This window comes from Pseudodesulfovibrio sp. (assembly GCF_028692895.1).
Taxonomy (GTDB): Bacteria; Desulfobacterota; Desulfovibrionia; order Desulfovibrionales; family Desulfovibrionaceae; genus Pseudodesulfovibrio.
This window is the reverse complement of the sequence record NZ_JAQUWN010000032.1, coordinates 1-20,200: the sequence shown is the minus strand read 5'-3', so window position 1 is coordinate 20,200 and position 20,200 is coordinate 1. Positions and strand designations below refer to the sequence as shown.

Genomic DNA, 20,200 nt, shown 5'->3' with positions numbered 1-20,200 from the left:
ATGCCCATCCACCGTTCCGAGGTCGGCCTCCTGTTCAAGCTGGCCGGGGAGATGCGACGGGCCGAGTCCGTCATGACCTTCGGCACCCAGAGCGTGCTGGCCCCCTTCGGCGAGGTGGCCCAGATGTTCTTCCGGAGGGGCCTGACCCCGTCGGCCCTGGACGCCGACGCCCTGCGGCGGTACGAGCGCGCCCCGGGCACCCTGGACTGCATCGCCCTGTTCCGCATGTTCGGGTTCTCGGACGTGGTCTGCGCCGACCTGCTGCCCTTTCACGACGAAACCTACGTCCACGACCTGAGCACGCCGCTGCCCGGCGACATGCTCGGCCGCTTCGACCTGGTCTGGGACGGGTTCACCGGCTACCACGTATGCAACCCCATGGAGGTGCTGCTCAACGCGGCCGGGGCCGTGCGCGAGGGCGGGCGGGTGGTCCACACCCTGCTCATGAACCTGGTCAACGTCGGCTTTTTCCGCATCAATCCCCGTTTCTTCGCCCGGTTCTACGAGGAGAACGGGTTCGAGGACATGGCCGTCTACATCCTGCGCCAGGGATATGAATCCATGGTCTACAAGTACGAGGGGAACCTGCACGACTTCCTTTGCTGGGAGAACGGCAACACCGAGGACATCCTGCTCTTCACCGCGCGCAAGGCCAGGACCGTCCCGCCCTCCACGCGGTTCCTGGAGATGCCCTACGAGGTGCTGAGCCGGGCCCATGCCCGCCGACCCGAGGACATCCTGGGCGAGCTGCGCGGCAAGCGCGTGGCCATCTGGGGCACCGGCGGCAACTATGTCGACAATTTCCGCGAGCCCCTGGCCTCGGGCGATCCCGGCTTCGAGTTCGTCGGCTTTGTGGACAACGACCCCGCCAGGTGCGGCGGGACCCTGGACGGCCACCCCGTCCACCCCGTGGCCCGGCTGGGCGAGGGGGACGTGGACGCGGTGATCATCGCGTCGTCCTTCCTGAACGACATCTTCGCCCAGATGTGCCGGCAGTTCCCGCACCGGATGGAGATGCTCCAAAACACCTGGGGGCTTTACCGCCACCACTTCGAGCACGTCGCCTACAAGCGGCGGACCGTCCAGTTCCGCGTGAAGAACAATATGGTTTTCAACAAGTTGATGTAACGGAAGCCGGGGAAGCGAAAATGACCACCGTCGCCATCATGCAGCCGATGTATCTCCCGTGGAGGGGATTTTTCGAGCTTATGGCCGCGTGCGACGTGTTCGTGCACCTGGACGACGTCCTGCTGCCCCAGGGCCGCAGCTTCACCAACCGGGTCCAGGTCAAGACCAAGGACGGGAGCAAGTGGCTGACCGTCCCACTGGCGCGGGGGGAGCGCACCACCATCGCCCGCACCGAAACGGACGACGGCCGCGACTGGCGGCGCAAGCACCTGGCCCTGCTCGAACAGGCCCATGCCCGGGCCCCGTTCCGGGACGACATGCTGGCCCTGGCCGCGCCGTCCCTGGCCGAACCCGCGCCCGGCGGGCCGCGCCCGCGCCTGGGCGGGTTCAACATCGACTTCATCGAGCGCGCGGCCCGGTTCCTGGACATCCGGCCCCGGCTGGCGCGCTCCTCGGAGCTGGAGGTCACATCCACCGGCTCCCTGCGCATCCTGGAGCTGGTGGAAGCCCTGGGCGGCGACGCCTACGTGACCGGCCACGGGGCCAGGAACTACCTGGACCACGAGGCCTTCGAGGCCAGGGGCGTCCGCGTCGGCTACATGGACTACGCCCTGACGCCCTATCCCCAGCTCCACGGAGCGTTCACCCCCTACGTCACGATTCTCGACCTGGTGGCCAACACCGGCCCCGAGGCGAAGCGACACATCAATCCGGCAGTGGTCGGATGGAAGGAGTTCATCAATGGATGACAGCAGACAGTTCGCCGAAATGATCGGCAACAGCGTCCGCCTTCAGAAGGAGGACCCCGCCCTGGCCCCGCTGGCCAGGGAGTGGTTCATGGCCACCTCCCGCCACAAGTACACCTACCGCTTCAGTTGGCTGGGGCGGCCCATCATCCAGCGCCCGCAGGACATCCTGGCCATGCAGGAGCTCATCTGGTCGGTCAGGCCCGACCTCGTCGTCGAGACCGGCATCGCCCGCGGCGGCTCCATGGTCTTCTACGCCTCCATGCTGGAGCTGCTGGGCGGCGACGGCATCGTGGTCGGCGTGGACGTGGACATCCGCGAGCACAACGGCAAGGCCATCCGGGAGCATCCCATGGCCGGGCGCATCCGTATGATCCAGGGCTCGTCCGTGGACCCGGACGTCGTCGCCCGGGTCCGGGAGCTCGCCAAGGGACGCAAGCGGATCATGGTCTGCCTGGACTCCCTGCATACCGAGGCCCACGTCCTGGCCGAGCTGGCGGCCTATGCGGACCTGGTCACCGAGGGCAGCTACCTGGTGGTGTTCGACACCGTGATCGAGGACATGCCCGAGGATTCCTTTCCCGACCGGCCGTGGGGCGTCGGCGACAACCCCCGGACGGCCGTGGCGAAGTTCCTGCGGACCACCGACCGTTTCGTGGTGGACGAGGAGCTGGAGAACCGGCTGATCGTCACCGTGGCCCCGGGCGGCTACCTGAAGTGCGTGAAGCCCGCGCAAGGCCCGGCGGCCTAATGTTTTATTCCAATTTGCCGAATTGAATATTAAGTGAGTAAACAAAAGAGGCCCCGGCCGGGCTGGACGGAAAAACCACCGGCCGGAGCGGCGCAACCTCGGAGCGGACTATGATGAGGAAAGGAAACATCATGCAGATCGGCAGCCGCATGATCGGCGATGCCCCCTGTTTCATCGTCGCGGAGACCGGGCGGAACTTCCGGGGCGGCCCGGAGTGGGGACGCATCGCTCCGGCGAGGGCGGCGGAGGCGTGATGCGCGGCTGCGTCTTCCTCCAGGGGGCGGACCCCGTGCAGCGCCATCTGGCCCACGGCGCGTTCGGCCCGCTCTGCGCGGCCCACGACGTGACCTTCGTGGCCCTGCGCAGCGCGGAGAACATGACCGGGGAGCTGATACTGGCCCACGCCCCGCACCCGGTGGGAGAGGTGGTCTGGGTCCCCCACCGGCCCGAGCGCATGGCCGCCTGGGCCGAACTGTTCAACATTTCCTGCATCCGGCACCGGGACCGCAGCCCGTCGTTCCGCGTCCGCCACGAGGAGTCGCGCCGGGCCGACCCGGAGCGGTACGCGCGCTACGAGCGGCTCGCCCGGCCGGAGCACTACCGCCGCCACGTGGCCGAGACCGAGGCCGCCCTGGGGCTCCACCCGGAGCTGACGGCCGCCCTGGACCGGCTCAGGCCGGAATTCATCGTCCTGCCCTCGCTGCTGCTCGACTCCGGCACCGACGACCTGCTCCAGGCCGCCGAGGCCCTGGACATCCCGGTGCTCCTGCTCCAGACCGGCTGGGACAACCTGTGCAGCAAGGGGCTGCTCCTGCGGCTGCCCACGCTCATGGGCGTGTGGGGCCGCCAGAGCCTGGAGCACGCCGTGACGGTCCAGGACATGCCCAGGGAGCGGGTCCGCATCGTGGGCGCGCCGCACTTCGACGCCTTCCGCCACTGCCGCGAGGCGCGCGACGAGGATCTGGCCGAACGGCTCGGCCTGCGCCCCGGCGTCCCGTCCCTGCTCTTCGCGGGCACCCTGCGCTATTTCGACGAGACGGCCCTGCTGCGCGAGCTGGACGAGCGCATCGAGCGCGGCGACCTGCCCGCCATGCGCGTGGTCTACCGCCCCCACCCCTGGCGGCTGCGCCGGGAGCACGAGGAGAACTTCCTCGACCTGGGCTGGAGAAACGTGGTCATGGACCCGGAGCGCGAGGACTCCTACGGCGACGCCAAGAGGCGCAACACCACCATCACCTCCCGCCACCGGACCTTTTCCATGCATTACCTGGCGCGGCTCTATTCCGTGCTCGACGCGGTGGCCAGTCCCATGTCCTCCATCCTGCTGGAGTCCATGGCGGCCGGGCTGCCGATCATGGCCACGGCCTTCGGCGACGGCGTGCACTCCTGGAGCGCGGACAAGGTGTCGCGGATGATGCATTTCGAGGACTGGTTCAAGCTGGACGGGGTCATGGCCTGCCGCGGCCGGGAGGAATTCTTCGGCGCGCTGCCCCGGCTCCTGGCCATGGCGGACGAGCCGGGCGTGGCGGAACGGCTGCGGGCCGCCATGCAGCCGCTGGTCATGACCGGCGACGACGCCTACGGCGACCGCGTGCTGCGCTGCGTGGGCGAGCTGCCCGGCCGGTTCCGGCCCCTGGCGGAGGAGGCGGCATGACCAGCACCCGCCTCGCCCTGATCCCGGCCCGCGGCGGCTCCAAGCGGATACCGGACAAGAACATCCGCCGTCTCGCGGGCCAGCCGCTGCTGGCCTATACCGTGGCGGCCCGGCCCTGGGCCGGATGAGCGGGAGGGACGGACGTGCCTGTCAAGAGGGATGAACTGGTCGTCCTGCTCAACGAGCTGGAGAGGACCACCCCGGTGACCCGCTGGACGGCGGGCGGGGTTTCCCTGTGGCCGCTCATCCGCATGCGCGCGCTTTTCGAGATTTTCGAGCGCCTGGACTACGGCCTGGACCGCGCCCCGGTCCCGCCCGACCCCGAGGGGGCCGACGAGCTCGCCCGCGCCCGGTTCCGGTTCGACGCCGCCCGGGGGGCGGACTGCGTGTTCCTGTCCAACGCCGCCTACGTCAAGCGGGTGGGCGAGGAACGGGTCGACATCTACCTGGACCCGGTCATGGACGCCCTGCGCGCGGCCGGGCTCGCCTGCGTCCGGCTGGAGCTGGAGGGCCTCCACGGCTACTCCCCCCGCCGCCGGGACGACCGATTTTTCGTCAACGGAGTGCTGGAGGAGCGCGCCTCGGCCACCCCGCGCGACCCCCGGTCCGCCGCCGAGCTCGGCCTGCCCGGCTGGGAGGCGGTGCGCGACGCCCTGGCCGCCAGGGGGCTGAAGGTGGCCGTGGGCATGATCGAGCGCGGGTGCGACCTGTGGCGGTTCAACGCCCTGGCCGGTTGTTTCGAGGACATCTTCCGCGCCCTGCGGCCCAGGGCGCTCTTCCTGGCCTGCTACTACGCGGTGAAGCAGATGGCCGCCGTGCAGGCCGCCCGCCGCCTGTCCATCCCGGTGGTGGACGTGCAGCACGGGGTGCAGGGCCAGTGGCACCCGGCCTACGGCCGGTGGGAGAACGTCCCCCCGGCGGGCTACTCGGTGCTGCCCGACCGTTTCGCGGTATGGAGCGAGTCGGACCGCCGGGTCATCGACCGCTGGCGCGAGGCGAGCGGGGTGTCGGGCCACGTCCCGTTCGTGGCGGGCTATCCGTGGATCGAGCGGTGGAGCCGCGCGCCGGCCGCCGGGGCCGCCGGGGATTCTCCGCTGGCGGACACCGGGCTGCGGCGCATCCTGGTGACGCACCAGGACGAATCCATGTTCCCGGACTGGATCTACGGGAGCCTGGCGGAGCTCAGCCGGGAAAACGCCATCCTGTTCCGGCTGCATCCCGGCGCGGCGCATCGGACCGGGTACTGGGAACGGAAACTGCATGAAAAGGGACTGGTGCACTTCGAGGTGGCGAGATCCACCGCGCTGCCCCTGACCACGCTGCTGGCCGACACGGACGTCCACGTCACCGGATGCTCCAGTTGCGTGCTGGAGGCGCGGGAATTCGGGGTCCCGTCCGTGGTGGTCCACTACCACGGCCTGCTGGTGTACCGGGACGTCATCGACGACGGGTCGTGCCTCTATGCGCCCGATCCGGCAAGTTTTGCCCAGGCCCTGCGCACGGTGCGCCCCCCGGAGCGCGCCGCCGGGGAGCCGGAGCCGGTCCTGGCCCGATACGCCGGGGTTCCGGGGCTCGACCTCGAAACGCGGCAGAGCGCATCCAAGGAGGCCCGCGCATGACCAAGCCCGAAAAGAGCGCCCGCGACCTGGCAGGAGAGGCCGGGGCCTTCGACGCCCAGATCCGGGAGCGGATGGCCCACGGCCACGTGCCGGACCTGCGCCGCGCCGGGCGGTGCGAGTGGTTCCGCAACAACGTCTGGCGGGACCCGGTCTACGTGGACCTGGTGTACGGGGCCATCGCCCGGCGCATCCTGGACGTGGCCGGGGAGCCGCGCCGCATCCTGGAGATAGGCTGCGGGCCGGGGCACATCGCCCTGGAGCTGGCGCGCCACGGCCACGACGTCACGGGCATCGACATTTCCGCGGAGGCGATCCGCGTGGCCGGGGAAACGGCCGGGGCCGACCCCCTTGCCGGGGAGCGCGGCCCGCTGCGCTACCTGGTGAGCAGCCTGGAGGATTTCCGGGACCCGGACGGATACGACCTGGCGGTCTTCGTCGGGGCCCTGCACCATTTCCCGGACGTGCCGGGGGCGCTGGCCCGGGTCCGGGGGCTGCTCCGGCCGAGCGGGCGGCTCTTCGTCAGCGAGCCGAGCCGCAGGCGCGTCACCCGGCGGGAGGCCGTGCTGGCCCACCTGGTCCGGACCCTGCTGGCCGAGGGCGGCATGTATCACCAGGGCGGCCTGGCCGAAGGCTGGGAAGCCCGGCTGGAGGCCGACATCCACGCCGTGGGGTGCGAGCTGGAATACCGGGACGCCGGGGGCGGGAGCCCGCAGTCGCCCCACGACAACGAGTCGGATTTCGACGACATAACCGAACACGTGGCCAAGGGGTTCGACATCACGGACCTGGGCGACGACTACGGCCTGACCGACAGGATCATCGGCGGCCTGCGCATAGAAGACAGGGCAAGGGAACATCGCATGGCCCGCTGGCTTTCCGCCATGGACGCCATGCTTGTGGAATCGGGCGCCGCCAGCCCCCGCTGGCGCCACCTGACGGCAATGCCGAAAACGGCGGGATGACGCGCGTCGTCCCGGAACAACGGAGCGAGATCATGGGCATCCTCTTTCCTACCATCAAATCGCCGACCTGCATCAGCGTCGAGCTGACCACGGCCTGCAACCAGAAGTGCCGCCACTGCTACAATTTCTGGCGTCATTCGTCGGAGCCGGATGCGGTCATCGACATCGCCATGGCCGACAAGCTGATCGACGACGTCGTCGAGAACGAGGTCTTCCAGGTCATTCTCACCGGCGGCGAGTGCCTGCTCAACGGCAGGGTCCTCGAACACTTCATGCGGCGGCTGACCGAGAACGGGGTCGCCATCACCATGAACTCGAACCTGCTGAACGCGACCCCGGAAAAGATGCGCCGCTTCGCCGACTACGGCCTGCCCCATGTCCTGACCAGCCTCAACTGCTGCCACGCCGAGATCAACGACATGATGGTCAGCCGCAAGGGCGCGCTCGAGCGCATCGTGGCGGGCATCCGGGCCACGGTGGACGCGGGCGTCCGGGTCAGCTCCAACATGATCGTGACCCAGCGCAACAAGGATTACGTGTACGAGACGGGCAAGTTCCTGCACGAGCTGGGCGTGACCAACTTCTTCACCACGCGGATGGTCCCCTCCCACTGCGACGACTCCGACCTGGAAAAGGAGCTTCAGCTCACGCCCGAGGAGCAGAAGCGCCTCATCCTGGACGAGTCCATCCGGGTCAAGGAGGACACCGGCATCCACATCGGCTCCCTGATCCAGTATCCGGTCTGCTTCCTCAAGGACGTGGTCAAATACAGGGACTACGTCGGCCGGGGCTGCCAGGCGGGCCGCAAGCTCCTGACCATCAACGCCAACGGCGACACCCACGCCTGCGTCCACGAGAGCCGCAAGTACGGCAACGCCCTGACCGACGGCATCCGGGCCTGCTGGGAGAACATGCGGATGTGGCGCGACGACTCGCTCATCCCCGGCCCTTGCCGCGCCTGCGCCTGGCTCCCCAAGTGCGAGGGCGGCTGCCGGACCTACACCAGGGACCTGGCGGACATGGACCTCCTGGCCCCCGGGCCGGGCGGGCTGCCGTCCCCCGAGGTGATCCGGAGCCCGTTCCTGGAGATGGCGCAGGTCAAGACCTTCGTGGCCCCGGCGCGGCTGCGCTGGCGCGAGGAGGACGGATTCCACCTGGTCAGCGTGCGCGGGGCCTCGGTCCATACCATCGAGTCCGGGATCGCCCGCTTCCTGGAGCGGCGCCAGCGGGAGAACGCCCCCTTCACCCTGGAGGATTTCCCGGGCACGGCCGAGGACCTGGCCGCCCTGCTGGAGAAGTGGGTGGTGGAGACCACCGACGGGGCGACCAGCGAGCCCGTTTCCGGCCATATCACCGGCATAGCCGACACCGGCGAACGGGCGGCGGCCGCCAAGTAGGAGGTGTCCCATGGGCGAGATCGCGAGAGTTTCCGTCATCATCACCAACTTCAACCGGATCTCCATGGTCGGGCGCGCCATCCGGTCCTGCCTGGACCAGGCGACCCCGCACCGGGACCTGGAGATCATCGTGGTGGACGACGGGTCCGACGACGGGTCGCGGGAATACCTGCGCATGTTCGGCGACAGGGTGGTCCTGGTCCTGCACGACAGGAACATGGGCGTGGCCCAGGCCTCCAACTCCGGCCTGGCCAGGGCCACGGGCCGCTACGTCATGCGCGTGGACTCGGACGACTTCCTGAACCGCTACGCGGTGCACACCCTGGCCGGCATCCTGGACGAGAACCCGGCCATCGATTTCGCCTACTGCGACCTGCTCAAGGTGGACGTGAACGGCTTTCCCATCGCCCGCATCGACCGGGGCGATCCGGAGAACCTCTTCGACTACGGCGCGGGCATCCTCTTCCGGCGGGAGGTCATCGAACAGGCGGGCGGGTACGACCCCTCCCTGCCCAACTCCGAGGACTACGACCTGCTGCTCCAGGTCTGCCGCGACCACAAGGGCTTTCACCTGCCCCTGGCCTACTACCGGTACTACATGCACGGCGACAACCTGTCCCAGAACGGGCTGCGCGAAAAATTCAAACAGATGGTGAACGAACGTCATGGAATTCAGAATAGGTAAGGCGATTGCGTCCGAGGACCGGACCATGGTCATAGCCGAGGCGGGCGTGAACCACCTCGGCCGCATGGACTATGCGGAAAAGCTCATCGCGTCGGCCAAGCGGGCGGGCGCGGACATGATAAAGTTCCAGACCTACAAGGCGGCCAGGCTGACCACCCGGAACGCCCCGCGCTTCTGGAACTGGGAGGGAGAGCACGACAAGGAGGGGAGCCAGTACGACTCCTACAGCATCCTCGACTCGTTCGGGAAGGAGGAGCACCGCAGGCTCAAGGAGATGTGCGACGCCCACGGCATCGAGTTCCTCTCCACGCCCTTCGACAACGAGGCCGTGGACATGCTGGTCGAGATCGGCGTCAACGGGTTCAAGATCGCCTCCTGCGACATCAACAACATCCCGTTCCTGGAATACGTGGCGTCCAAGGGGCTGCCCATCCTGCTTTCCACGGGCGCGTCGTCCATGGAGGACATCCGCCGGGCCGTGGAGGTCATCCACTCCCGGGGCAACGACCAGGTCTGCGTGATGCACTGCACCCTGTGCTACCCCACCGAGCCCAAGGACGCCAACCTGCGGGCCGTGCTCAAGCTCCAGGAGGCGTTCCCGGACAAGCTGATCGGCTTCAGCGACCACACCCTCGGCACGGTCGTGGCCTCGGCCTCGGTCCTTTACGGCGTGCGCGCCATCGAAAAGCACTACACCTTCGACAAGACCCTGCCCGACAGCGCGGACCACTGGCTCTCCCTGGACGAGGCGGACCTGGCCCGCCTGGTGGCCGACGTCCGCACCCTGGAGGCGGCCCTGGGCACGGGCGGCAAGGCGGTCCTGGATTGCGAGCGCCCGGCCCGCTCCTTTGCCCGGCGCAGCCTCGTGGCCGCCCGCGACCTGCCAAAGGGGAGCGTGCTCGAGGCCGAGGACGTGGTCTGCAAGCGGCCCGGCACCGGCATCCCGCCAACCCGCCTGGACGAGTTCGTCGGCAAGACCCTGGCGCGCGACGTGGTCGCCGACGCCCTGTTCGAGACCGGCGACTTCGGGGAATGAGCATGGGCGAAAACACGCTTCCGCGCACCGTCGCCCTCCTGGGCGTCCGCCTGACCTCCCAGCGGCTGCCGCACAAGGCCCTGCGCCTGGTGCGCGGCCGCCTGGCCCTGGAGCACATTCTCGAACGGCTCGACCGGGCCGCGACCGTGGACGAGGTGGTGGTCTGCACCTCGGACGAGCCCGTGGACGACGCCCTGGCCGACGCGGCCGAACAGCTCGGCCGCCCCTGCTTTCGCGGCAAGGGCGACGACGTGCTCTGCCGGTTCTACGAGGCGGCCCGGCTTTACGGCGCGGACCTGGTGGTCCGGGCCCTGGGCGACAACCTCTTTCCCTGCACCGAGCACCTGGACCGCCAGGTGCGCCGCCACGCGGCCGAGGGGGCGGACTGGTCCACCACCGACGGCCTGCCCTGGGGCATGAAGGCCGAGGTCATCTCGTTCTCCGCCCTGGAGCGGGCCTACCGCTGCGCCGAGGACACCAGCGACTCCTGCGACCTGACCTGGTTCTTCGACCAGCCCGAGGTCTTCCGCGTGCTCCGGCTCGACGCCGAGCCGGACTGCCTGCGCCCCGACTACCGGCTGACCATGGACACCCCGGAGGACCTCGTCTTCCTGCGCGCCCTGTGCGAGCGGCTGGACAAGGACCCGAGCGCCATCTCCATCCGCGAGATCGTGGCCCTGCTCGACGCCTCGCCGGACCTGGCGGCCATCAACCGCGAGGTGCCCGACCGTTTCCACGACCCCGTCTACCGGGCGCGGGTCAATACCCGTATCCTGGATACTCCCCGGCGGTGACGGCATGTGCGAATCGGCAGGCAGACCGGAGGAGGAGAGGCCCCGCATCCTCTTCCACGTCCCGTTCAAGCTCGGCTACGCCATCTCCGGCGGCGGCATCCGCCCCGGCAAGCTGATCCGCGCCTTCGAGGGGCTGGGCTACGCCGTGGACGTCATAAGCGGCCCCCTGGCCCAGCGCCGGCAGGCCATCGGCCGGGCCGTGGCCCGGCTGGAAGGCGGCGGGACCTACGCGTTCTGCTACGCCGAGAGTTCGGTGCTGCCCACCCTGCTGACCGAGAAGGGGAACAAGCCGTTCTATCCCTTCTCGGACTTCGACCTCTTCGCCCTGCTGCGGCGGCGCTCGGTGCCCGTGGGCCTGTTCTACCGCGACATCTTCTGGAAGTACCCGTACCACCGGCAGCGGTTCGGACCGTTCGAGCGGTGGCGGCGGCAGTTCTTCCACCACCTGGACTTCTGGTACTACCGCCGGGTGCTGGACGTGCTCTTCGTGCCCGACCTGGCCATGACCGGCCTGCTGCCCCGCGCCCTGGCGGCCAAGGCCGTCGCCTGCCCGCCCGGCCACGACGTCGGGCCCCTGGCGCCGCGCCGGGTCCCGGCTTCGGCGGCGGACCTCTCGCTGATCTATGTGGGCGGCGTGGTTCCCCCGGTCTGGGACATCACGCCGGTGCTGCGCCTGGCCGAGCGCATGCCGGTCACCATCTGCTGCCGCGAGCAGGAGTGGGGGGAGTGGGGGCCGCGCTACGGCGGGCTGCCGCCCGACGCCACGGTCCGCCACCTCTCGGGCGACCAGTTGCTGGACGCCTACGCGGGCCACGCCCTGGCGGCCATCCTGCGCAACCCGCATCCCTACCACGACCACCAGGTGCCGCTGAAGCTCTTCGAGGCCGTGGGCCACGGCATCCCGCTGCTGGCGGGCGCGGGCACCCGCGTGGGCGACTACGTGCGCGAGCAGGGCATCGGCTGGGCCGTCCGGCCGGACCTGGCCGACCTGGACGCGGACGCCGTGGTCCGGGAGTACCCCGCCGTCCTCGCGCGCCTGGCGGCCATCCGGGACGAGCATACCTGGGAGCGCCGGGCCCGGCACATCGCCGACACCCTGCAACGGGCGGGCAGGCCATGACCGCGCCCCGCGTGTACATCCTGCCCGTGGCCGGGCTGGCCGAGCCGGATCGACTTTTCCTGGCCCGCCTCGGCCCCCTGGACGGCCCGGTCCTGTGCCACGAGGGCAACCGGGCGGCGCTCCCGGCCTGCGGACGGGTCGAGACCTTCGGCGGCGGCAACCTGGCGCCCTGCCGGACGGACCTGGCGGACCTGGCCCGGCGGGCGGGCGCGCCGTCGGCCACGGCCGTGGTGGTCGCGCCCGGCGGGCCGACGCCCCCGTACGTGCTCACGGCCCTGTCGCTCATGGGTTTCGAGCGGGCCGCGCGGCTGGACGAGGAAGGCGAGTCGCCGGTGGTCCTGCCCCGGCGGGTGGACCCGAGGGACGTCCGTTCCGTGCTGGTCAAGGCGCACGGCGGCATCGGCAACGTGGTCATGCTTTCCTTTCTGGCCCGCGCCTCGGCCGACCAGGGATGGGAGACCTGGTTCTGCCCCACTTTCGACCAGGGCGGCGGGTCCCTGGCCGACGCCTTCCGGGGGACCCTGCCCGGCGGCGTGCGCGTGGTCGGGCCCGAGGAGCTGGACGGGCTCTCCCCGGACCTCTGCCTGAACGTGGAGGACCACGCCAACCGGCGGGAGGAGGACATGTTCCACGCCCCGTACCGCGTGGGCGTCGAGGGCCACGGCCCCGGCTTCGCCGCCCGGTTCTTCGCCAACGTCACCGGCCGGGAGGCCGATCCGGCGTTGACCTTTGTCGGGTGCGACTCCGTCCCGGTCCCGCCCGAACTGCGCGGCCGCGTGGTGGTCTGTCCCGGCTCCAAGGTGGGCTGGGACTCCAAACGCTGGCCGCACATGGATGCGCTGCTCCGCCGCCTGGAGAACCCGGTGGTCCTGTGCCGCCCGGCGGACCTGGAGGCCTACGCCCGGCTGGATTTCCTGCGCCCCATCGATGCGCCCGGCGCGACCTTCGTCACCGACGCCACCCTGGCCGGGGCGGTCTCCCTGCTCCGCGCGGCGCGGGGCGTGGTGGCCAACGACTGCGGCCTGGCCCACCTGGCGGCGGCCGCCGGAGCGCCCACCCTGGTCCTCTTCGGCCCCTCCTCCCTGGTGCGCAACCGGCCGCTCAACCCGGCGGTCCGCTGCCTCTCCCTCGGCCTGGACTGCCAGCCCTGCCAGGGGCGGAAAAGCGGGCCCGGATGGCTCAGGCCGGGTGAATTTTCCTGCGAACTCGGGTATGCCTGCCTGAGGGACCTGTCCGTGGACCGGGTGCTCGCCGAGGCCCGGACCCTGTTCAACGCAAACGAGGTGCGCGCGTGAAGATAAATTTCGTGAACCGGATTTACGCCAACGAGAGCGGGAGCCGGCATGTCGTCCGCCTCGCCAACCTGCTGGCCGACATGGGCCATGAGGTCCGGCTGACCTGCACCGAGGCCTTCGGCTACGACCTGGGCGAGGTCCGGGCCGAACGGGCCTACTCCCCGCTGCTGCGCGACGGCGAGGTCCCGGACGCGGACGCCGTGGTCGCGGTCTCCTGGTGCGTGACCGGCAAGGTGGCCGCGCTGCCGCCGTCCAAGGGCGCCAAGTTCGCCTGGCTGGAGGATTTCGGGAGCTCGACCGGCGCGAGCGAGGCGGTCATCGGGAGCTGGCGGCAGCCCGTCCACCTCGTGGCCGCGTCGCGCAGGCTGGAGGAGGCGGCGGCCGCCCATGCGTCCCGCCGGGCAACGTGCATCCCCTGCGGCGTGGATTTCGACCTGTTCCGTCCCGGCGACCGGCGGATGCCCGGCCCGGACGGCCCGGTCCTGGGCGGGTGGATCGAGCCCCCGCCCGGCGGCGGGTTCGCCGACCTCCTGGCCGTGGCCGAGATCCTGCGCGGCCGCGGAGTGCCAGCGCGGCTCAAGCTTTTCGGGACCGGCCCCCGGCCGGACGCGCTCCCGGCCGACGCCGAGTACCTCTGCCGCCCCTCGCGGGCCGAACGGGCGGAGGCCATGCGCGCCTGCCACTTCTGGCTGGCCCTGGACGGCGGGGAGGGGACGCCCGTCCCGGCCCTGGAGGCCATGGCCTGCGGCGCGACGCCCGTGTGCGCGGACTCCGGCGGCCTGCGCGACTACTGCCTGGACGGCGAGACCGGCTTCCTGGTGGAGGCGGGCGACGCGGCGGGCGCGGCGGACCGCATCTCCGGGCTGCTGCGCGACCCGGACCTGTGGGGCCGCCTGGTGACCAACGGGCTGGACCACGTCCGGGCCATGGGCTCGGAGCGGGAGAACGCGGCCCTGTTCGCGGACTTTCTGGCCTCCCGCGCCGGAGAGGCCGGGCGCGCCGCGCTCTTCGACTTCGCGGCCGAGAACCGCAACACCCACGCCACCCTGGCCGCCTACCTGGCCTGCGCCCAGTCCCACCTGGAGCGGGGCGACGCGGACTTCGCCGACTCCCTGGTGGCGCCGGTCGTCGAGTTCTACGAGGACCGGGCCGTCGACGCGGACCGGCCGGGCGTGCTGGCCGAGCACCAGGACAACTACGGCCTGGCCCTGGTCCTGCGCAACCGCGTCTTCGGGGAGACCCGGCGCGGCTTCTTGCAGCGCGCCTTCCGGTACGCCCCGGACCGGCCCGGGGTGGTGGAGTCCCTGGCCGACGCCCACGGCCGCGAGCTGGCCTTCGCCTACCGCAACCCCGCCCGGTTCGACGGCAAGCTGCGCATCTACCTGACCCTGGCCTGCAACCTGAACTGCCCCTACTGCGTCAACGAGAAGACGCGCGGGGTGGACAAGCGGCGCAAGCCCGCCACGGCCGACGCCTGGGCCGAGGCCATCAACCGGGAGGGCCGCCCCGTGGTCTTCACCGGCGGCGAGCCGTTCCTGTTCAGGGATCTGCCCGGCCTGGTCAACCGCATCGACCCGCGCCTCTCGGTCTCGGTCTACACCAACCTGAGCCTGGACGTGGCCGACCAACTGCGCGCCATGACCCGCGAGGTGCGGTTCTACGCCAGTTGGCACGCCCACCAGCAGCCGGACCGCGACATCTTCCTGCGCAACGCCCGGACCATCCTGGACAACCCGCGCCTGGCCCTGACGGCCCACGCCATCGAGGCCCACGAGAACCAACGCACCTTGGCCTCGGACGTGGACCACTTCCGCGAGCAGGGCCTGCCCATCGACGTGGACGTGGACCAGCGCGATTTCGAGGGCTGCCTGCGCGACGCGGGGCGCGACGCCCTGTGCCGCAAGCGCATCCACCTGATCGACCCCGAGGGCGACCGCTACCAGTGCGTGTCCCGGCTCATGCGCCGGGACCGGCCCATGGAGAACATCTTTTCCCATCCGCTCCGGGAGGACATCTGCGTGGACCTTTGCCCGGACTACGGCCTGTGCGCCCCGTGCGACGGCCTGGGCGAGACCTGCATGGGCGTGCTCGGCCCCGGCCGCATGGCCGGGAACTAGCCGCGCGGCCTAAGAAAAAAAACGGAAACAGCCGAAGAGACGCCATGGACGAACGACTCCCCACCCCGGACGGCCTGTCGCGATGACCGAAAGCCTGCTCGCGCCGCAACGCTTCTTCGTGGTCATCCCCGGCCACAACTGCGGGCCGTACATCGGCGAGTGCCTGGACTCGCTGCTGGCCCAGACCTTCACCGGCTGGACCGCCCTGGTGGCCGACGACTGCTCCTCCGACGACACGGCCGAGCGCGTCCGCCCCTACCTGGCCGACCCGCGCATCCGGCTGCGCACCGGCGGGGAGCGGGCCTGGCTCATGGGCAACACCCTGGCCGCCCTGCGCTCCCTGGACCTTCGCCCGGCCGACGTGGTGGCCATCCTGGACAGCGACGACTGGATTCGCCCCGCCTGCCTGGAAAAGCTCCTGGCCCGCCACCTGGCCGGGTACGACCTGGTCTACACGGACGAGGACATCGAGGGCCAGGACCATTCCGTGGCCCGGCCGTTCCTCCGCACGGCGCCGCCGCGCGCCCAGGCCTGGGGGTTTTCCCAGTTGCGGTCCTTCAAGGCCTACCTCTTTTCCCTGCTCCCGGACGAGACCTTCCGCGACCGCGACGGCGCGTACTTCCGCTCCGCGGGCGACCTCTCCCTCTACCTGCCCATGGCCGAGCTGGCCGGGCCGGAGAAGATCGACTTCGTGAACGAGCGGCTCTACCACTACCGGGTGCACGAGGCCTGCAACTTCATGACGCGGCGCGACGAGCAGTTGCGCAACAACTGGGACATCCGCTCCCGCCCGGCCCTGCGCCGTCAGACGGCCCACTTCGACTTCGTCCACCCCGTGGACGGCCTGGAGAAGTCCGGCATCGACGCCCTGGCCCGGAGCGTGCGCGCGGCGTACCCCGAACCCTTCACCGTGAACATCCGTCACCGCATCTCGCCGGACCAGGCCGACTCCTGGCGTCCCTACCACGGCCTGTGGGTGGAGGAGGGCGTCTTCCTGAGCGGCGACACCACAGACACCACGAGGAACCACGCATGAACGCCAACCAGCGCCTGACCCGGCTCAACGACCAGCTCAACGACCGCTACGTGGCGGAAAACGCCTGGGAGGACGTCATCACCTATCCCAAGCTGGTCACCCTGACCACCACCCTGCGCTGCAACTACCGCTGCTGGATGTGCTACCAGCCGGAGTTCAAGGGCGACATGGACTGGGCTGTCATTGAGCGGCTGCGCCACGTCCTGCCCTCGGTCAAGACCATGCAGTTTTTCGGGGGCGAGCCCCTGCTCTACCCCCGGCTGGCCGACCTCTGCGCCCTGGCCGGGCAAAACGAGTGCGAGATCGAGCTCATCACCAACGGATCGCTCCTGGACGCCGGGCGGCGCGCCCTGCTCCTCGACAACAACGCCTCCCTTATCAAGATCAGCCTGGAGGCGGCCACGCAGGACACCTACGCGTCCATCCGGGGCGGCGACCTGGAGAACGTGCTCGGCAACATCGGCGCCCTGGTGCGCGAGCGCGACGCGCGCGGCCGGCAAAAGCCCGAGGTCCAGATCAATTTCGTGGCCATGCTGCGCAACATCCGCGAACTGCCGGACCTGACGGCCCGGGCCGCCGCGCTGGGCGTGGACAGGCTGCTGGTCATCTTCGCCTTTGCGCCCGGCGAGCGGGAGGACATCGCCCGGGAGACCCTCTTCTTCGCCCAGGAACTGAGCGACGATTGCATGCGCAGGGCCATGGCCGAGGCCGAGGCGGGGGGGATCGAGCTGTCCGTGCCCGGCTTCTTCGCCGACGACGCGGCCTGCGAGTCCGGGGAATGCGGCGGCAAGGTCTGCCACAGCCCGTGGAAGAACTGCATGATCGATCTCGCCGGCGACGTCCGCTTCTGCTGCGGCCGCACCGGCAAGCCCATCGGCAACCTGCTCGAGTCCGGGTTCGACGAGCTGTGGTACGGCGAGAAGATCACCCGGTTCCGGCGGCTGGTGAACACGCCCGCCCAGCCCGAGTGCTGCCATATCTGCCGGGTGCAGGGCCGCAGTTTTCGCGACATCCGGTTCCACGTGCGCAACCCGAAGATGGCCGAGCGCATGCTGGCCGAAATCGAGGACCCGGGCGCGCTCCGCTAGCCGGAACGCCGGTGCGGAAAAGGCCGGCAGGGGGCCCGGAGGACGTCCTCCGGGCCCCCTGCCGGCCTTTTCGCGTGGCGCGCGGAAGCCCTAGAGGTCCACGAGCTCGACCTGGGCCTCGGTGACCGGCGTGCCCAGGAACCGGCTGCCGGTGCGGGCGAAGCGGGGCACGTCGTCCGTGGTCAGGTAGCGGGTCATGCCGCATCCCGAGCCGGGGCGGCGGAGGTTCAGGCGCTCCAGGGCGTCGAACACGGTGCGCGCCGTGGTGGCGGCCGAGTCCACGATGGTGGTGGAGGCCGGGACCACGGCCCGGATGGACGGGGCCAGGAGCGGGAAATGGGTGCAGCCCAGGACCAGGGTGTCCGGCGCTTCGGGCCGTTCGTCGCCGGAGGCGGGCCGGAAGATGGGGTCCAGGTAGCGGCGGGCCACGCCTTCGGTCACCTCGCCCTCGGTCCATCCCTCCTCGGCCAGGGGCACGAAGAGCGGGCAGGGGTGGCCCAGGACGCGCGCCTCGGGCTCCATGGCGTGGATGGCCCGCTGGTAGGCTCCGCCCGCGATGGTCGATTCCGTGGCGATGACCGCGATGGCCTTGTTGCGGGTGGCCCGGCAGGCGGCCTGCGCCCCGGGCTCCACCACGCCGATGACCGGGATGTCCGGGTAGGCCTCGCGCAGGGGGCCTATGGCCACGGCCGAGGCGGTGTTGCAGGCCACCACGAGCAGCTTGATCCCGCGCCGGACCAGTTCGGCCGCGCACTGCACGGCGTAGCGGGAGACGGTCTGGGCCGACTTGGTGCCGTAGGGCAGCCGGGCCGTGTCGCCGAGGTATACGACGTCCTCGCAGGGCATTCGTTCCCGCAGGGCCTTGAGAACGGTGAGGCCGCCCACGCCGGAATCGAACATGCCGATGGGCCGCGTTGCGATGTCTTCCATGAAAGGGTGCTCCTTGCGCGGGAGTTTGTCCCCGGCCGGGCGGGATGGCAACGGTTTTCTGCCGGGGATCAGATGCTCCCGCCCCCGCTGGAGGCGCAGACCATCCGCTGCGCCCAGAGCCGGGTTTCGGCGTAGACCCGGTCTGTCGCGTCCGGGTCGAGATCGAGGTCCACGAGTTGGCGGCCGATCTCGTCCCAGTCCCCGTGCTCGTAGCTGCGGGCCAGGGACAGCAGGTTGTGGACCTCGCTCGCGCCGCGCAGGGCCTTGACGATGGAGTCGTCCAGGGGAAGATTCTTGAGCACCTCGTCCATGTCCATGCCGAGCATGGCGTCCAGCAGGGAGAAGAGGCCGGTGATGAACAGGGCGTCGGGCACGCAGGCGCGCCGCCTGGAGGAAAGGTAGCACACGGTCTCCATGAACTTGGCCCGGTGCACGGCCATGAAGGCCAGCTCTCCGCCCGTGGGCGCTGGATTGAGGTCCGCCATGAGGGCGGAGCGCAGCCACTGCTTGGCCTGGAGCATCCCCATCATGTCGATGGCCCGCTTGATGGAGGTCACCTTCTGGCGCAGGCCGAAGCCCACGGAGTTGATGTAGCGGAAGAGCCGGTAGCTCAGGTTGGGGTCGGATTGCAGGATCTCGGCCAGCCGCCTGGGCTCGAAGTCGTCGGCCGAAAGCTCGCTCAGGAGCTGGAGCTTGGTGATCTCGTTGGCCGAGAGCTTCTTGCCGGGGATGATCTCCGGCCGGCTGAAGAAGAACCCCTGGAACAGGTCGAACCCGAGGTCGCGCAGCTCCTGGAAGGTCCCGTTGTCCTCAACCTTTTCCGCCAGGAGGGTCAGGCGGCTCCGGCCGGGGAGCTTGTCCATGGCCTGGCGCACCAGCTTCGGGTCGGAGTCGAGCTCCAGGATGTCGAGCTTGACGATGTCCGCCAGCTCCAGGAAGGGCAGCAGCGAGGGCTGGCCGAAAAAGTCGTCCACCGCGATGGTGTAGCCCGCATCCTTGAGCCTTCGGGTGGCCTTCAGGGTCTCCTTCGAGGGCGTCACGTCCTCCAGCAGCTCGATGATGCACGCCTCCTTGGGCAGGGCGAAGCCGACGTCCTCCACCAGGAGCTTTTCCGGAAAGTTGATGAGGATGCGCGGGCCGGCGGGCATCCCCTCGGTGGCCAGGGCCAGGCCGTCGGCGATGACCGAGGCCGTGGCCTGGGCGCCGTCCTTGACGTTGGCCGTCGCGGTCCGGGCGGAGCGGAAGAGCAACTCGTATCCCCATAGGGTGGAGTCGGGTCGGAAGACCGGCTGGCGGGCTATGAAGATGGCTTCACTGGAAGCCGCCTGTATTGTTGTCATGTCTTTATGCATATCCTGTTCATTGGTGGAGAACAACCAAACTATACCCATGAGGGAGGAAAGGCTCTAGCGGAGGATGTCCAGGGACATGCTGCTTCGGCGCAGGGCGCTCCTGAATTTGTCCAGGTCGTCGCCGCTTTGGGTCAGGATGGCGTCCAGGTAGTTGAGGTTGCGGCGGATGGCCTGGGCGTAGAGGTCCTCGTCCACGTTCCACCGCTTCAGGAAATAGTGCCGCATGTAGCGGTCCACCGAGCCGAGCTCCCGGTCCAGCCGCCTGCGGGCCACGTCCTGGTAGAAGTTCCTGGTCTTGGCCAGCAGGTCGTAGGCGGAGTTGTAGCCCGGCAGGCGGGCCTCCTTGAACTCCTCGAAGAGGAGCAGGAGCTTTTCGAGATAGTAGCGGTCCGCGATCTGGGCCAGCAGGTCGGCGCTGCCCAGGAAATAGCCCATGAACCGCATGTCATCGGTGCGGAACGCGACCTTGGAGGGGGACATGGCCAGGATG

19 protein-coding genes and 1 pseudogene are annotated in these 20,200 nt (G+C 69.8%); 17 read left to right on the top strand and 3 right to left on the bottom strand.

Features of this window, described 5'->3' with window-relative positions:
• The 17 genes from PHP91_RS09695 (at position 1) to PHP91_RS09615 (ending at position 17,428) form a co-directional block, all read left to right on the top strand.
• On the top strand, positions 1-1,128 hold the full coding sequence (locus tag PHP91_RS09695; RefSeq protein WP_300139978.1) for a hypothetical protein: 1,128 nt from the start codon (positions 1-3) through the stop codon (positions 1,126-1,128).
• A gap of 20 nt (positions 1,129-1,148) precedes the next feature.
• Positions 1,149-1,877: a WbqC family protein gene (locus PHP91_RS09690; protein WP_300139977.1), complete on the top strand. Its 729-nt coding sequence runs from the start codon at positions 1,149-1,151 to the stop codon at positions 1,875-1,877.
• Positions 1,870-2,625, top strand: a complete 756-nt coding sequence (locus PHP91_RS09685) for a cephalosporin hydroxylase family protein (protein WP_300139976.1) — start codon at positions 1,870-1,872, stop codon at positions 2,623-2,625. The genes PHP91_RS09690 and PHP91_RS09685 overlap by 8 nt, the downstream gene beginning before the upstream one ends.
• Before the next feature lie 110 nt (positions 2,626-2,735).
• Complete coding sequence (locus tag PHP91_RS09680; RefSeq protein WP_300139975.1) at positions 2,736-2,879, top strand: hypothetical protein; 144 nt, start codon at positions 2,736-2,738, stop codon at positions 2,877-2,879.
• Positions 2,879-4,279: a hypothetical protein gene (locus PHP91_RS09675; RefSeq protein WP_300139974.1), complete on the top strand. Its 1,401-nt coding sequence runs from the start codon at positions 2,879-2,881 to the stop codon at positions 4,277-4,279. Before PHP91_RS09680 ends, PHP91_RS09675 begins: the two co-directional genes overlap by 1 nt.
• On the top strand, positions 4,276-4,407 hold the full coding sequence (locus tag PHP91_RS09670) for a hypothetical protein (RefSeq protein WP_366141558.1): 132 nt from the start codon (positions 4,276-4,278) through the stop codon (positions 4,405-4,407). Before PHP91_RS09675 ends, PHP91_RS09670 begins: the two co-directional genes overlap by 4 nt.
• 15 nt (positions 4,408-4,422) lie before the next feature.
• Positions 4,423-5,898, top strand: coding sequence for a hypothetical protein (locus PHP91_RS09665; protein WP_300139973.1), 1,476 nt, complete (start codon positions 4,423-4,425; stop codon positions 5,896-5,898).
• Positions 5,895-6,860: a class I SAM-dependent methyltransferase gene (locus PHP91_RS09660; RefSeq protein ID WP_300139972.1), complete on the top strand. Its 966-nt coding sequence runs from the start codon at positions 5,895-5,897 to the stop codon at positions 6,858-6,860. The genes PHP91_RS09665 and PHP91_RS09660 overlap by 4 nt, the downstream gene beginning before the upstream one ends.
• Positions 6,857-8,257 carry a radical SAM protein gene (locus tag PHP91_RS09655; RefSeq protein ID WP_300139971.1) on the top strand — a complete coding sequence of 467 codons (1,401 nt, stop codon included), beginning with the start codon at positions 6,857-6,859 and terminating at the stop codon, positions 8,255-8,257. Before PHP91_RS09660 ends, PHP91_RS09655 begins: the two co-directional genes overlap by 4 nt.
• 10 nt (positions 8,258-8,267) lie before the next feature.
• Positions 8,268-8,942, top strand: a complete 675-nt coding sequence (locus PHP91_RS09650; protein WP_300139970.1) for a glycosyltransferase — start codon at positions 8,268-8,270, stop codon at positions 8,940-8,942.
• Complete coding sequence (locus PHP91_RS09645) at positions 8,923-9,978, top strand: N-acetylneuraminate synthase family protein (protein WP_300139969.1); 1,056 nt, start codon at positions 8,923-8,925, stop codon at positions 9,976-9,978. Before PHP91_RS09650 ends, PHP91_RS09645 begins: the two co-directional genes overlap by 20 nt.
• Positions 9,979-9,980: 2 nt before the next feature.
• Positions 9,981-10,772, top strand: coding sequence for an NTP transferase domain-containing protein (locus PHP91_RS09640; protein WP_300139967.1), 792 nt, complete (start codon positions 9,981-9,983; stop codon positions 10,770-10,772).
• 4 nt (positions 10,773-10,776) lie between these two features.
• Positions 10,777-11,892, top strand: a complete 1,116-nt coding sequence (locus PHP91_RS09635; RefSeq protein WP_300139965.1) for a hypothetical protein — start codon at positions 10,777-10,779, stop codon at positions 11,890-11,892.
• Positions 11,889-13,187, top strand: a complete 1,299-nt coding sequence (locus PHP91_RS09630; protein ID WP_300139963.1) for a glycosyltransferase family 9 protein — start codon at positions 11,889-11,891, stop codon at positions 13,185-13,187. The genes PHP91_RS09635 and PHP91_RS09630 overlap by 4 nt, the downstream gene beginning before the upstream one ends.
• Entirely contained in the window at positions 13,184-15,304 is a 2,121-nt protein-coding gene (locus tag PHP91_RS09625; RefSeq protein WP_300139962.1) for a glycosyltransferase, read from the top strand. Before PHP91_RS09630 ends, PHP91_RS09625 begins: the two co-directional genes overlap by 4 nt.
• Before the next feature lie 82 nt (positions 15,305-15,386).
• The gene (locus tag PHP91_RS09620) at positions 15,387-16,340 is read left to right on the top strand and encodes a glycosyltransferase family 2 protein (RefSeq protein ID WP_300139960.1); all 954 of its coding nucleotides are present in this window, start codon (positions 15,387-15,389) and stop codon (positions 16,338-16,340) included.
• On the top strand, positions 16,337-17,428 hold the full coding sequence (locus tag PHP91_RS09615) for a radical SAM protein (protein WP_300139958.1): 1,092 nt from the start codon (positions 16,337-16,339) through the stop codon (positions 17,426-17,428). Before PHP91_RS09620 ends, PHP91_RS09615 begins: the two co-directional genes overlap by 4 nt.
• Positions 17,429-17,518: 90 nt before the next feature.
• Here PHP91_RS09615 and murI read toward each other — a convergent pair whose 3' ends face one another.
• The 3 genes and pseudogenes from murI to PHP91_RS09600 all read right to left on the bottom strand — a co-directional run.
• Entirely contained in the window at positions 17,519-18,358 is an 840-nt protein-coding gene (murI, locus tag PHP91_RS09610) for a glutamate racemase (protein WP_300139956.1), read from the bottom strand.
• Positions 18,359-18,426: 68 nt separating this feature from the next.
• Positions 18,427-19,698 carry an HDOD domain-containing protein gene (locus PHP91_RS09605; RefSeq protein WP_300139954.1) on the bottom strand — a complete coding sequence of 424 codons (1,272 nt, stop codon included), beginning with the start codon at positions 19,696-19,698 and terminating at the stop codon, positions 18,427-18,429.
• Between the two features lie 66 nt (positions 19,699-19,764).
• A pseudogene (locus PHP91_RS09600) lies at positions 19,765-20,200 on the bottom strand (hypothetical protein); the annotation flags it as partial.

Coding starts and splice junctions, on each gene's coding strand:
- PHP91_RS09695 (WP_300139978.1), top strand. CDS start 1: ATGCCCATCCACCGTTCCGAGGTCGGCCTCCTGTTCAAGCTGGCCGGG.
- PHP91_RS09690 (WP_300139977.1), top strand. CDS start 1,149: ATGACCACCGTCGCCATCATGCAGCCGATGTATCTCCCGTGGAGGGGA.
- PHP91_RS09685 (WP_300139976.1), top strand. CDS start 1,870: ATGGATGACAGCAGACAGTTCGCCGAAATGATCGGCAACAGCGTCCGC.
- PHP91_RS09680 (WP_300139975.1), top strand. CDS start 2,736: ATGATGAGGAAAGGAAACATCATGCAGATCGGCAGCCGCATGATCGGC.
- PHP91_RS09675 (WP_300139974.1), top strand. CDS start 2,879: ATGCGCGGCTGCGTCTTCCTCCAGGGGGCGGACCCCGTGCAGCGCCAT.
- PHP91_RS09670 (WP_366141558.1), top strand. CDS start 4,276: ATGACCAGCACCCGCCTCGCCCTGATCCCGGCCCGCGGCGGCTCCAAG.
- PHP91_RS09660 (WP_300139972.1), top strand. CDS start 5,895: ATGACCAAGCCCGAAAAGAGCGCCCGCGACCTGGCAGGAGAGGCCGGG.
- PHP91_RS09655 (WP_300139971.1), top strand. CDS start 6,857: ATGACGCGCGTCGTCCCGGAACAACGGAGCGAGATCATGGGCATCCTC.
- PHP91_RS09650 (WP_300139970.1), top strand. CDS start 8,268: ATGGGCGAGATCGCGAGAGTTTCCGTCATCATCACCAACTTCAACCGG.
- PHP91_RS09645 (WP_300139969.1), top strand. CDS start 8,923: ATGGAATTCAGAATAGGTAAGGCGATTGCGTCCGAGGACCGGACCATG.
- PHP91_RS09640 (WP_300139967.1), top strand. CDS start 9,981: ATGGGCGAAAACACGCTTCCGCGCACCGTCGCCCTCCTGGGCGTCCGC.
- PHP91_RS09635 (WP_300139965.1), top strand. CDS start 10,777: ATGTGCGAATCGGCAGGCAGACCGGAGGAGGAGAGGCCCCGCATCCTC.
- PHP91_RS09630 (WP_300139963.1), top strand. CDS start 11,889: ATGACCGCGCCCCGCGTGTACATCCTGCCCGTGGCCGGGCTGGCCGAG.
- PHP91_RS09620 (WP_300139960.1), top strand. CDS start 15,387: ATGACCGAAAGCCTGCTCGCGCCGCAACGCTTCTTCGTGGTCATCCCC.
- PHP91_RS09615 (WP_300139958.1), top strand. CDS start 16,337: ATGAACGCCAACCAGCGCCTGACCCGGCTCAACGACCAGCTCAACGAC.
- murI (WP_300139956.1), bottom strand. CDS start 18,358: ATGGAAGACATCGCAACGCGGCCCATCGGCATGTTCGATTCCGGCGTG.
- PHP91_RS09605 (WP_300139954.1), bottom strand. CDS start 19,698: ATGACAACAATACAGGCGGCTTCCAGTGAAGCCATCTTCATAGCCCGC.